Raw genomic sequence first — 12,050 nt, 5'->3', positions numbered from 1 at the left:
TAAGCATCTCGATGACATACTATATGTTTGTGAAAAACTAAATCAACTATATATATAGAATGTAAGAAAAACTATCCATGATGATTTTTTCTAAACTTTTGTTTTGCCTCATATAATTTCAAGTAGTCTTCTAAAGTCTGCTTAACTAGATCCTCATTATACTTAACCTCAAAACTATATAGCTTTTTCTCTGAAGTCTGATAAACAAATACTCTACCATTATGGATACCAGTTAGAAACATATAGAATTGAACTTGATATTCACCAACAGTCTTTGAGAATGTGATATCTCTATTAGAAGTTGTCTTCAGTTCATCAACATATAGCTTGTCTTCAAGAGAAATCCTGTCGGGAGCACCACAAAGTCTAACATAATAATTAGAATTCTCAATATATCTGCAAAAGACCTGATCATTAGTGAACCCCAACCTGTTGTGTAGAATATATCCACGTGTTTTTGCATATCCATTCGATCTCGGTAGGTTGTTATAGAATAGCTCGCCGATGATGTCTCCAACACTCACATGGATCAACTCTTTTTTGGATAGGTATTGGTCTAGGGTCATATAAATTTATTGTCGGGAAAGTTTATAGAACCAATAACTAAGAGATAAGTTTTATAAATTGAACGGATCTCATTGATAATCAAAAAAGGTTTATAAATATATCACAAACAGAACTTATATATAAATCTAATGTTATAACAGGAGTGTAGTACTATGGGTTAAATTTATAAATGTTATATGTCACCACTAAAGCGTATAGGTTACGCACCCCCCATTTTCAACATCACAAATCGGGGTTCGTTATCTGTCACGCAGTGACAACCAGCAAAACACTTATATATCTATATGTACTCACCTAAGGGTTAACAACATAGCAGTATAACCATATAGTAGATATCCTTATTCAGACAGGGCATACCACCCCATCTACATATCGGGGTAGGGTATTATATCACCCCACCCCCACACCACTAACTGGATATATGTCCACCCTTTACCTCACATATCCTATCGGATAATATATTATTTGTTTTGTACTTTTATAAACTTATTCGTCTCTAGGATCTTATCCTTAAACATCTTCCTATAAGTCTTACCTACTTGTTTGAGTATGTCTAGATTAATACCCAATTTTTCTACATAAAATATGAGATCCTTTTTCTTCATATATTATTTATTGAGTTCAAATCTTATTAACTTATAATTGTCTACATAAAATGCTAAGAATAAGTCATCATATTTTTCAAATCTGTAGTCTAAGAGATAAAGTAGATATCTCTTAGTGAAGAAGAAATAAATTCCTAGAAACCTATACTTTGTGGCATTTTTCATTAATAGATCATAAGTCACGCAATAAGGTTTAGAGTCTACAACTTCACATATTGGTAATTCTTTAGCCTTTAATTTTAATACTTTATTGTCTAGCTTAACTGTAGCAAAAACTCTCTGACAATCTTTGCATTCATATAGGTTTGCAGGGACATTTAAATATTCTATCATCTCTTGTCCTAAGAACCTATACCTTGAGGACCCACAGTATGGACACTTAACCATCTTAAAATATTTATTGTCATATAAATATTTATGGTTATAGTTGAGAAACACAAGGAAGTATTACTATATCAAGATGTTAATAGTTTCTCTAATTCAGTCTTTGCTCAACAAGTACCTTTAGTTACAAATATCCAGAGACAATATACTACTGTTATTAATACGATAGTGAATCCTCAGAGTTCAGTGACAATAAATATTCCAATTAACCTACCATACACAATTGTGAATACTGTTGTCTATGTTCAGAACTTACAGATAAATAGAATTTCAATAGATGTTAATCCAACAGGCTTAGTTTTGTTTCAGATAACAAGTCCAATATTTACACAAATTACAACATATCCTAACATGACAATACCTATATATGATCATGAAGAGATAAGTGAACCAGTTCTATTTACAGGAACAGTCAGCATAAGTATGCAAAATCTATCACCAAATACAGTGAATATATGGTTAACAATTGAAGGTTTGTATTCTTTATATAATTTGGCCCAAGTTAATCCATTTATATATAAACCACTATGATCGTATCAACTAGAGATTCAAAGGATTATTTTGGAAAGTTAATTTTAGTACCAAAAGCCATGGGTAAACCTACAAGAATTCCATGGTCTCTTAATTTAACATTTAATATTACAATACAGCCAGGTTTGGCAATATTCTCTCTACCTGCACCTTTCTATATGAATACTGAAACTACAGAGATCTTTAGTGGATACCCAGTTACAGATTATACTAGATTTAAATTTAAGTTTACTACAGGTGTAATAAAGCCAGTATTCTTTGGAATTATTGATTTAGAAGAATACTTTAATACATATGGTTCTGTGTTAAATATAACTAACTTAGTATCTGTCTCAAAATTCATATTTTATGTTGGTGTAATACATGATAAGTTAGATATAAAATTGCCACCACTTAATATTGTTAGGTTTTTAAATAATACAGGATACCACGAGAGTGATACTGTAACTAATTTCTTATATAATTCTCCAAACTTCCAGAAAATATTCTCAGTTCCAAATATTAAGGCAATAAACTTACAGACAGTCTTTATTGTTTTTACTCAATTCTATTCAGCTCCAGTATCTGATATATTAACTATGAATATGTATGGTACATATATACCATTAGTATCAAATGCTAAGATAACACCGGGAGGTGCTGAGTCAGTTGTAGAAAGTTTTATTAATTACTTCACACAAATAAATATTTAGATGAAATTAAGCCAGGTACTTGGGTCTCATCAAAAGGTTAAAGTTGTTTTTATAGATTTTGTCTTATTTAAGAAGGGAGTATATATAACAGTTTATCCATCAGGTAAAACCTATCCAATACAAAGATTCTTCAAATATTTTGATGACAAGGATATAAAACCAGAAAAGATAGAAAAAAATTTAATAGATATAGTCTATGTAAAGGATACTTTATTGTGATTTAACTGCGCTTTCTTCATCTACTTTTGCCTCAATATATTTGAATATTGCTTTTATTGTGAATCCTACTAATATCAATCCTAATGTTAATTCTGCAACTTCAGTAGCTGTTACATAGGTTAATCCCATTATAGCTATTGCTGGTCCTGATACGAAATACATTACTATTGCGCCTAATAGTCCTACGAATAGACCCAATAAAAAGTGTTCTATAATTTCATATAGATGTACAGATATCTTTGCCATGTATATTTATATGTAGTTAATTTTTATAAATTTGAAGTTTTCCGAACAGGGTCTCGAAGAGGTCCATGTCCACAAGGCTATCCTTATAAAATTCTTTGAATAGTACGGTACCATCTGATAAGTAAAAGAATACTACATATTTATCACCATGATCTTCAATCTCATAGTACACCTTGGTTGTTTTCATTCTATTATTTTATTATAAGATAATCTTTTATTAATTTTTGTGCAATAAGTTATTATGGCTAGAACTGAGTTTGTTAATTTTGTATATTCAGCTGATCAAACACAACCTGTAGAGATACAACAGTCGGGAGTATACTTAGAACCTGGACAAGAAGTAGTATTAGATTATAATGTACCTGAAGATGGATTGATTTTCAATATTATAATCCAAATACCATCCGGTGTGAACGGAACAACATTATTTAGATTGATTTTAAATTCTAAACAAATATTTCCTTCACAAGGATACTTTACAGGTAATGGAACAGTATTACAGATTCCTGTATACATAAATGTAAAGGCTGGGGATAAATTACAACTAGATGTAATTAATAGAGGTTCTAATCCACACTGGGTCTCTGTTCAGGTAGGTATTATTTTCTCTTAAAGATTTCTTTTATATCCTCGATTATTTCTTTACCAATATTATATATTAGATAAATCCAAGAAGTAGCCAATAAAAGAATAAAAAGAAGGATGCTAACGCCAAGTAAAATTATAAAGATATTCATAAATTTCCCTTAGCTGTTTAATTAACCACTTCCTACCTTTTTCAGATCTTAATACTTGTGCAATATCTGGCCTCTTTTTATTAATAATTGAAATAATTAAGTCTGGATTGTGTAAATATTTATCTATTTGATTCCAATAACCACGCAAAATAAATTTAATTATTGTGATAACATTTTCTTTTATTGATTTATCTAGTAAAGGTACTAAACTTTTATCTTTTTCTATATATTCATTTACTGTCTTTATATCTAATTTTGTGAGAAATCCAAGTAAATATTCTATACCCTTATTAAGTATATCCATAATTTCTTATAGGTTTAAAATACTAAAAAAGTTATTCTTGTGGTTTAGGTGCTTCTTCTACAGTCTTTACTAATTCTTCAATATTTTGTGTTTGTTGTGTGGCTTGTGTAGTAGTCTGTGCTACTTGTGATACCATGTTTTCTGCAGGTGGATTATATGCTGGTGGCTGAGATGTAGAACCTTTAATTAAGCTACCCATTATATCCAATATTGTATTACTTATTTTGTCCCAATTTACCCCTCCTTGTGAAGAGACATATGGTTCTTCAGCTGATAATATTTTTTTTAATTCTTTTTTTGCCTCATTTAAGCTTTTTAGTTCATCTAGTACCTCACCTAGCTTTGATTTATTCCCTGTCTGTTGTAAATAACTTATCTGCATATTTAAGTCTTCAATCCTTCTATCTATATAGTCTTTTAATGTCTGTACTGTATTTACTAATTTTTCTAATTGTTCATTATTTTGCTCTTGTTGTTTTTCAGTCATAGATTTTAAGGTCTCAAATAGCATTTTATTATTTTCTGTGGTTTGGCTGTGCATTAATTGATATAATTGCATTAATTTATCACTGTCTTTATCCTTATTTAACAATAACATCAATAATAAAGGATCTATACCCTGCTTTTGGCCTTGTTGTTGTTGTTGCATCAATAAAAGGAATAACAAAAGTTGTGATGTGTCCATATCATTAGATTTTTGATTAACAATTTTATCCATATAATTTTTAACATAGTCTAGTTTGATCAATTCCATAATGTCTGATAAACCTGATGATTGTGTTTGTTTGTTTAAAAGCTCTTTTATTAGATCAATAACAACTTCTGAGTCTCCCATATTATCATTATTATTCTTTGGATTTATTAAGTTTTTTACCTTCTTCCTGAGTTCTTCCAACTTGTCCTGTGGAATGTCTAGGTTCATTATATAATAAATTTATTTGAGAGTTTATTAAATTTAAGTGTTCATTTATTTCTTTTCTAAGGTCTTGATATATCTCATTGAGATTTTGTCTATTAGATGAAACAATAAGAAGTTTGAACATTTTATCATAAGATGTTATAAGGTCTTGTAATTCTTTTATTAAATAGTCTAGGATTTTTAGTTTTATTTCATATTCTTTTTTCATTTTTGTTAAGTCCTTTACCTCATTATATTCAATAAATAATTGTGATAGGTCTTCTAAATAATCATAGACAGATTTATATCCTAAGACATAAGCATCTTCTTGTAATTGTGTTCTTACTTTCCAACCAATTTGTAAAACTTCTTCAGTTAATTTCCTAGCAGTTCCACCTACCCTTCTTAATACTTCATTTATCATGCTTTTTGTTGTTGTGTCTCCTAAGCTTCCTGAAGTTAATTCTATATCTGAAGGTATGTCTACATCTTCAGTGTCTAAATCTCTATAGTCTGAAGGTATACTATCTTTATCCTTTTTTCTGGGCATTTTTTATTAATTGTTTTCTTTTTTTAAATACTTTTCTATCAGCTTATAGTTATTCTTTAGTGTTGTTTTTGAAATTTTTACATTAACATTTTTTAAGTTATATTTTTTTACAATATAATAAATTGCTAATGAAACTAGTGTTTTGTTTAATAATAATTTCCCCATATCATCATTTATTCTTTTTATTTTTTCAATAGTTTCTATTATTTCATTTAGATAGTTATTTAAGATTGGATTTTCCTTTAGGTATTCTTGTAAATAATTAGTATAGTCTAGGTCTATCTTTAAGTTAAATTCTTTTGCTAATTCTCTTAAGATTTTGTTGAATTTTCTTTTAGACAACCTATGTTTTTTTAATGTCTCTCTTAGTTTATTTTCATCTATTTTTAAACCTTTTGATAAAACATACAACATAATTGTGAATAAATAGATATATCGTGTTTTGATATTTGATTTTTTAAGTAAATTATAATAATCTAAAACTTTATAGTCTATTTGAATTCCTAATTCATTGGCATAATTATATAAATTTATCATTTTTGTCTTTGATTTTGTTTTATGAGACATTTTATTTAAACTTTTTAGTTTTAACATGTGTTTTAATTCATTTGGTTCTACTTTTGATAAATTCATTTCCGTGTAGTCTACATAAAAACTATGATCTTCTAGAAAATTCTTTTTTATCTGTGTATAAATTGTTCCATAAATTAAACCACATTTTGGACAATAAACTTCCCCCGTTAATGAATTATAAACTAAATTTACATTACAAACTGTGCAGATCATAATTTATAAATCTATTTTCAAATTTAAAATCTTTATGGATAAAACAGATGATTACATTAAGGTCTTTGATAAACTGATAGTCCATGAAGTCAGTTTAATCTTTAAAGAGATTCCTAAAGTGGCATTAAGACAGATTATTTTAAATAATAAAAAAGTATTAAAAGAATTGGAGAGAGAGTTAAAGGAATTAAACTTTTTGAATAAGATAGTTATTGAAAACCAATATTTAGATATGCTAGGAATAAAAATTACTATTGTTAGAATAGCAATTTATGATAAAATTGATACTGAAAAAATAGAAAAGGTTATATTTGATCAATTTCTTATGGATCCTTATTTATTTGATATTAAAAGTTTAGAATATGATGATCATGTCGAGATTTTATTATATTTGTTTAGATACAGATCTAAAAATAAGTTATCTACTGTCTTATTAAGTTATTATTAATAGTTCTTAAGAGAACCTTATTTATAAATTATTTTTAAATTTGGTTCTCTAAGTAGTCCAAAATTTATTAAAAATAGTCTTGATGTAGTCTGTCTTTTTACATTTCCCCACAAATTTCCCCACATGTAAAAAGTCTAAATAACAAAAAATTATAACCTTACATATATGTTTTTACCTCTTTTATCTTCTTTAAGTGCCCCCGCTTTTCTTAATGCCCAAATAATTAGATAAACATAACTTCTATTCTTTTTTAATTCCCTAGATACTTCTTTAGCTAATTCTGAAACCGTCATTTCACCTTTATCTAATAATTTTTTTACAACAGCTTCTTCTATTATATTCCAGCTATTTTCTGCCCTTTTTAATCCATCTCCTTTTCCCCTCTTCCTTCTTTCTTTATTTTCCTCCCCTAAAACTTTTATTTTGTCTCCCATCTCTGAAAAAAGTTTTTTTGCCGTTTCTTTATCTAAAACAAAAACAAAGGTTTCTTTTTTTCTTCTTACCATAAATTATTTATACTTTTATCTTTTAAATGTTTTCTTATATCAATATAACATGGAAAAGTTAGAAGACAAAATTTTAACAATGATTTTTAATATAACAGTTTTAAAAAATGATTTTATTCAAAAATATGAAAAAATAGATCTCAATAATAAAGATCTTTTGGAATTATTGTTTTTACAGGATGAATTATTTTTTTGGTTAATGTTAATGAGATTGGGTAAGAAAATAAATAAGGAAAAGAAAAAAGAAATTGAGAGATTATTGGATAATACTTATATTAAGGTTTTACAATTTTATGGAAAATATTTAATTGATTATGTTGATGATAAAGAACAAAAAGAGATTGAAAAAATATTAAAAAATGTTAAAAATGATGATTTTGTACCGTTAGATTTGTAATATTTGTATTATTTGTAATATTTGTTATATTTGTAGGATTATTGTATATATGTATTAATAAAAGTGCAAATAGTTCAGATAGAAATATACCTAACAATATAATTAGTGTAAGCTTTTCTATATACATTGAATATTTTGGTGTTGCCATAATATGTATTTTGTCCGTAAGATTTATAAGTTTTGACAATAATAGTATACTTATGGTAGAAGAAGTTTTAAGTGAGTTAGATAGAAAAATCTGGGAAATAGTAGGTAGTGATATAGAAGTAATCTTTGATTGGACAAAATATTACCTAAGAATTTTCGAGATAAGTTATATGATAGAATTAAGGACAAATAGAAGAATAGAAAATTTACTAAAGAGGGTAAGCATAAAGGAAATAGCCAGTCTATGGAAAAGGTTAATAAAAAAGAAATTAAAAGGCTATACCACATATTCAAAAATAAAGAAGATTGGGGAAAACTACTATTTAGTGGTAGATGTTTATAAAAGGGGTGAGCTAGAAAGAACATTTATAATTCATCTAACTGAGAGCAAACCACTACTTTTTGATAGATATGCTTTATTTTCCATATTTGTACCACATCAATATTTAGTGGGCTATTTTAGAAAGAGATTTGGAATTGATCTAAAAAAGAAAAAGATTTTAAAAGAAGATCCAATTTTTTCAAAATATATTTAACTTTTCTTTAAATTAAATTTTTTTCTTTTAGTAAATTAATAGTTTTTTCAATTGGAATATTTAGAATCTCAGATAATGCATTTAAAGAAATTTTATTTTTTTTATATAAGTTTAAAGCTAGCTTTTCTTTATTCTTTTCTATAATCTTTAATCTTTTTATATTGTTAAAATATTCAGGGTATTTATAATAAAGATAAGTAAGGATTTCAAAAAGATTTAAATCATTAAATAGGTTTACATTTTCCTTAATTGATTCTAATAATTCTTTGTCTGTGTTTTCTAAAAGAAAAGGAATTATTTTTTTTGATTTGTATGTTAAAATTAAGATATCATCATCTAATTCAATATAATTTTTTTCTATTAATTTAAATAATGCATCAGATACTTTTTTACTATAAATTCCATAACTATGAAATTCAAAATCATTTATATTAAGCTTATCAGTTTGATAATTGATTAAAAAAATTAAATCATAAAGAATAAAGTCAGTTTCATATAATTCATTCTTAGAAAAAAGCAAAATCAATAAAATTGTTTTTTCTAAATTGTTAAGTTTTTCTTTCATAAGTTATAATTTTTTAAAAAATCTTAAAATATTTAATCATCAAAACTTATAGAGATCTGTCATAAGGTTTATAAGTTTTGACAATAATATTATATACATGGAAGCCAAAGCCCAAACCTTAAAAAAATATATATGCAATACCTTTAGTTTGTCTATGGTAGGGCTAGAAAATGGAAAAAAAGGGCTAATAGCAATAGAAGAGATAAGTAAGGAACAGTTTTGTAAAGCAATAAAGGATAAAGATATAATAAATGCATTAGGACATCAAGGAACAGTAGATATTATTAATTCATTGTGTGGAACAAACTTTTCGGTAAATAGAATAGAGATAAAGTTATATCCTAGTGATATAATTTATGTATTACAAATAATGGTAAGACTTCCCGAAGGAAAGGTTTTAAATGCCCAAGAGATGGAAGAACTTTATAGCCAGGGTAAAATTAGATTTTTTAAAGTATACTACTACCAACAATTATAATTTTTTTACTTTTTTTATTTTAGAGGTGAATAAAAATGAAAAATAGAAAAAAGTTTAGGGAGGTTCGAGAATGAAGTATATAGGAGCAATTTCAATGATTTTAATTGGTGCACTTTTAATTACATTGACTGCAACAGTTCCAGGGTTTTCGGTTGTAAATATTACAACTGCAACAACAACACCATCATTAACATATAATATGACTTCTTCATATCCAAGCGCCACGACACCATTTAATGTAACAATTTTTCCAAGTTCCACATCAGTTACAATTACAGTAACATTTTCAACAAATTATTATTTTAGTTATGTACAGAGTTCGGGGACATATGCAACTGGGCAAGTAACGATTTCGGATTTTAATACATCTAATTTTGTGGGTGTTTATAGTACAAATTGGGCGATAAGAGTAGTTGAATATAGTCAAGTTATACCAATATATAAGATAATGGCGTTTAGCAGTTTTAATTTTAGCAATCCTATCACTGGTGGCAATCATATATATGAAATTTCATGGGAATCAATATTACATTACAGTGGATCAATACAGACTACAACAGGAACTCAATCAGTTTCAGGATCAATAATGGCAAATGGAAAACCCGTGTTTGGTAAATTCTCACCATCTACTGTCTATCCAGGATACTTCATTTTACAAAACTGCACAAGTTCATGGTCTCCCGTAGCAACATATTCACTTTCAATGTCTAATAGTAGCCAAATAAACATACAAATTCCATCTACACAATCAGGAGCATATCTTAACTTTATTTACGTAGAATACAATGCATCAGGAAACACACTTGCAGGATTCAGTTATGCGTATGTAATTTTATCGACAACTGGCACAGCTCAGTGGCGTTTGACGAATACAACAACGTATAACAACTATCCTGCATTGTACATGCATGTAATATTAAAGCCAGGGACATACACAATTAATGGTTATGCAGTGTATAACTATGGTCAGAATGGTGGTTTAGAACAGTTGTTCGAAATGTCATCAACATGGAATGTATCACAGATGGGACAGGTTAATTTCAACAATAATCAAATCATAACATACATCTTAGGTTCATTATTAATCGTACTTGGTGTAGTTGATGCTTGGAGGTGGCACATTTAAATGTTTTCAAATTTTTTTATTTTCTTTTTTATAAAAAAGAAGTGGAGGGTTAAATTATGAAATATATTTTAACGTCTATTTCTGCAGTTTTAGGAGTTTTGTTTATATTGTTAGGAATTTTATCAACAACATTTACAATTATAACAGTATCTCAAGGTCAAATAAATGGTAATTTGACTTGTATTAGTATGTATCCAAGTGGTCAATATGTAAATTTAAACAATAAATATCTAAACCTTTCAGCGAAATTTGAAGCTATTGTTCCATCTGAACAAAATATTATAATTAATTCAGCGTTTTTCTTAATTAATCAACAAAAATATAATGCGAATGCAAATTACTCTTACTGGCAAAACAATTCAAATTACATTTTAATATTAAATATGAGTTATCATATAATATTAAATGTAAACACAGAATATGAAATATATGCAAGTATAAATGTGTCATATGGAAATGAATATTTAACTGGCTTATCACCTGAAGCAATTGTATCTTATGCACCAGATATAAAATTTGATTATATTTGGTTGATTGAAATAGACAACACTTTCTATAATCAAATGAATAGTATTATACACATAAACGATGCAATGACAAAAGTCACAATTTACTTTTTAACAAATGACACTACAATACAATCAGCATACATAAAGGGCAATTATTTAGTTGTAAAATATCTCAATGAAACATACTCAGCTCAATTACCTGCGCAATATACCAAAATGCCAAATTTAATAATATATACTTATTCATTTTATGCATTTTACGGTTCACAATACGTCCTTGATTTTTATGCTGTAAATACTTCGGGAACATTAAACCTTGGAGGTGGTGTTATATTTGATGGTTTTTCGCCAGTTAATTACATAAATATTCCTGCAATTGTATTAGGATCATTTTTAATAATAGTTGCAGTAATAATTGGATGGAGGTATAGATTATGAGAAGGTTTGCTATAATTTTATCAATATCATTAGTTTTAATTTTAACGTTATCAAGTTTAGAATATATTCATCCTTCATCATTTGAAGTTATTCCTAACTCTCAACTACCATCACAACCTTATGCGAATGCAAGTTTTTATTTTTACAGTCTTCTATTAGGAACACAGCAGTATATGAATATATATATTCACCAGCAACCCATATCTACCCCAATAAATTACAATGGTTATGGTGAAGTTCTCTCACCACCATCAAATGGTATGCAGTCGTCAGCGTTTTCTGATTTGATTACTATAACTTACAACACATATACATCAGGCCCAGGGTATCCAGGGATTTATGCAAATGTTTGGATTAATACATATTTAAATATTTCTTTAC

20 protein-coding genes are annotated in these 12,050 nt (G+C 27.5%); 11 read left to right on the top strand and 9 right to left on the bottom strand.

All coding sequences use genetic code 11. The annotated features are described in order from the left end of the window. Positions 1-71: 71 nt before the first annotated feature. A complete protein-coding gene (locus Q0C16_RS01230; protein WP_292319222.1) occupies positions 72-428 on the bottom strand; it encodes a hypothetical protein in 357 nt (118 codons plus the stop codon). A 747-nt stretch (positions 429-1,175) separates the two neighbouring features. Beyond that, positions 1,176-1,559 (bottom strand): hypothetical protein, encoded by a 384-nt coding sequence (locus Q0C16_RS01225; RefSeq protein ID WP_292319221.1) that lies wholly within the window; start codon positions 1,557-1,559, stop codon positions 1,176-1,178. Between the two features lie 30 nt (positions 1,560-1,589). On the opposite strand from Q0C16_RS01225, the gene Q0C16_RS01220 reads away from it, so the two are divergent. Genes Q0C16_RS01220 through Q0C16_RS01210 form a run of 3 tightly spaced genes read left to right on the top strand, consistent with a single transcriptional unit; the run spans position 1,590 to position 2,998 of the window. Then, positions 1,590-2,087 (top strand): hypothetical protein, encoded by a 498-nt coding sequence (locus Q0C16_RS01220; protein WP_292319220.1) that lies wholly within the window; start codon positions 1,590-1,592, stop codon positions 2,085-2,087. Further along, the gene (locus Q0C16_RS01215; RefSeq protein ID WP_292319219.1) at positions 2,084-2,779 is read left to right on the top strand and encodes a hypothetical protein; all 696 of its coding nucleotides are present in this window, start codon (positions 2,084-2,086) and stop codon (positions 2,777-2,779) included. Before Q0C16_RS01220 ends, Q0C16_RS01215 begins: the two co-directional genes overlap by 4 nt. Further along, a complete protein-coding gene (locus Q0C16_RS01210) occupies positions 2,780-2,998 on the top strand; it encodes a hypothetical protein (RefSeq protein WP_292319218.1) in 219 nt (72 codons plus the stop codon). Here Q0C16_RS01210 and Q0C16_RS01205 read toward each other — a convergent pair. Continuing rightward, positions 2,990-3,244 carry a hypothetical protein gene (locus Q0C16_RS01205; RefSeq protein WP_292319217.1) on the bottom strand — a complete coding sequence of 85 codons (255 nt, stop codon included), beginning with the start codon at positions 3,242-3,244 and terminating at the stop codon, positions 2,990-2,992. The two genes, Q0C16_RS01210 and Q0C16_RS01205, sit on opposite strands and share 9 nt — an antisense overlap. A 241-nt stretch (positions 3,245-3,485) precedes the next feature. On the opposite strand from Q0C16_RS01205, the gene Q0C16_RS01200 reads away from it, so the two are divergent. Next, positions 3,486-3,857 carry a hypothetical protein gene (locus Q0C16_RS01200; protein WP_292319216.1) on the top strand — a complete coding sequence of 124 codons (372 nt, stop codon included), beginning with the start codon at positions 3,486-3,488 and terminating at the stop codon, positions 3,855-3,857. Positions 3,858-3,949: 92 nt separating this feature from the next. Here the strand turns inward: Q0C16_RS01200 and Q0C16_RS01195 are convergent, their stop codons facing one another. The 4 genes from Q0C16_RS01195 to Q0C16_RS01180 are packed head-to-tail and all read right to left on the bottom strand — an operon-like array spanning position 3,950 to position 6,519. Further along, entirely contained in the window at positions 3,950-4,285 is a 336-nt protein-coding gene (locus Q0C16_RS01195; protein ID WP_292319215.1) for a hypothetical protein, read from the bottom strand. A 31-nt stretch (positions 4,286-4,316) separates the two neighbouring features. Further along, a complete protein-coding gene (locus Q0C16_RS01190; RefSeq protein WP_292319214.1) occupies positions 4,317-5,207 on the bottom strand; it encodes a hypothetical protein in 891 nt (296 codons plus the stop codon). Then, entirely contained in the window at positions 5,131-5,733 is a 603-nt protein-coding gene (locus tag Q0C16_RS01185; RefSeq protein ID WP_292319213.1) for a hypothetical protein, read from the bottom strand. Before Q0C16_RS01185 ends, Q0C16_RS01190 begins: the two co-directional genes overlap by 77 nt. Before the next feature lie 6 nt (positions 5,734-5,739). Next, positions 5,740-6,519, bottom strand: coding sequence for a TFIIB-type zinc ribbon-containing protein (locus Q0C16_RS01180; RefSeq protein ID WP_292319212.1), 780 nt, complete (start codon positions 6,517-6,519; stop codon positions 5,740-5,742). A gap of 34 nt (positions 6,520-6,553) precedes the next feature. Between Q0C16_RS01180 and Q0C16_RS01175 the strand changes: the two genes are divergently transcribed. Continuing rightward, positions 6,554-6,967 (top strand): hypothetical protein, encoded by a 414-nt coding sequence (locus tag Q0C16_RS01175; RefSeq protein WP_292319211.1) that lies wholly within the window; start codon positions 6,554-6,556, stop codon positions 6,965-6,967. 149 nt (positions 6,968-7,116) lie between these two features. On the opposite strand, the gene Q0C16_RS01170 is transcribed toward Q0C16_RS01175, so the two are convergent. Next, complete coding sequence (locus Q0C16_RS01170; RefSeq protein WP_292319210.1) at positions 7,117-7,473, bottom strand: hypothetical protein; 357 nt, start codon at positions 7,471-7,473, stop codon at positions 7,117-7,119. Positions 7,474-7,522: 49 nt separating this feature from the next. Between Q0C16_RS01170 and Q0C16_RS01165 the strand changes: the two genes are divergently transcribed. After that, positions 7,523-7,870 carry a hypothetical protein gene (locus Q0C16_RS01165; protein WP_292319209.1) on the top strand — a complete coding sequence of 116 codons (348 nt, stop codon included), beginning with the start codon at positions 7,523-7,525 and terminating at the stop codon, positions 7,868-7,870. Between the two features lie 200 nt (positions 7,871-8,070). Beyond that, positions 8,071-8,553, top strand: coding sequence for a hypothetical protein (locus Q0C16_RS01160; RefSeq protein WP_292319208.1), 483 nt, complete (start codon positions 8,071-8,073; stop codon positions 8,551-8,553). A 7-nt stretch (positions 8,554-8,560) separates the two neighbouring features. Here the strand turns inward: Q0C16_RS01160 and Q0C16_RS01155 are convergent, their stop codons facing one another. Next, a complete protein-coding gene (locus Q0C16_RS01155) occupies positions 8,561-9,118 on the bottom strand; it encodes a hypothetical protein (RefSeq protein WP_292319207.1) in 558 nt (185 codons plus the stop codon). Between the two features lie 97 nt (positions 9,119-9,215). Here Q0C16_RS01155 and Q0C16_RS01150 point away from each other — a divergent pair, with 97 nt between their 5' ends. From Q0C16_RS01150 to Q0C16_RS01135, 4 genes are all read left to right on the top strand, one after another. Next, a complete protein-coding gene (locus Q0C16_RS01150) occupies positions 9,216-9,596 on the top strand; it encodes a DUF1874 domain-containing protein (RefSeq protein WP_292319206.1) in 381 nt (126 codons plus the stop codon). 70 nt (positions 9,597-9,666) lie between these two features. After that, complete coding sequence (locus Q0C16_RS01145; protein WP_292319205.1) at positions 9,667-10,722, top strand: hypothetical protein; 1,056 nt, start codon at positions 9,667-9,669, stop codon at positions 10,720-10,722. A gap of 56 nt (positions 10,723-10,778) precedes the next feature. Then, positions 10,779-11,669, top strand: a complete 891-nt coding sequence (locus Q0C16_RS01140; protein WP_292319204.1) for a hypothetical protein — start codon at positions 10,779-10,781, stop codon at positions 11,667-11,669. Next, a partial coding sequence (locus Q0C16_RS01135) for a hypothetical protein (protein ID WP_292319203.1) occupies positions 11,666-12,050 on the top strand: 385 nt, incomplete at its 3' end. The genes Q0C16_RS01140 and Q0C16_RS01135, both read left to right, overlap by 4 nt.

This window comes from Caldisphaera sp. (genome assembly GCF_023256325.1).
GTDB lineage: Archaea > Thermoproteota > Thermoprotei_A > Sulfolobales > Acidilobaceae > Caldisphaera.
This window is presented reverse-complemented; position numbering and strand designations above follow the sequence as displayed.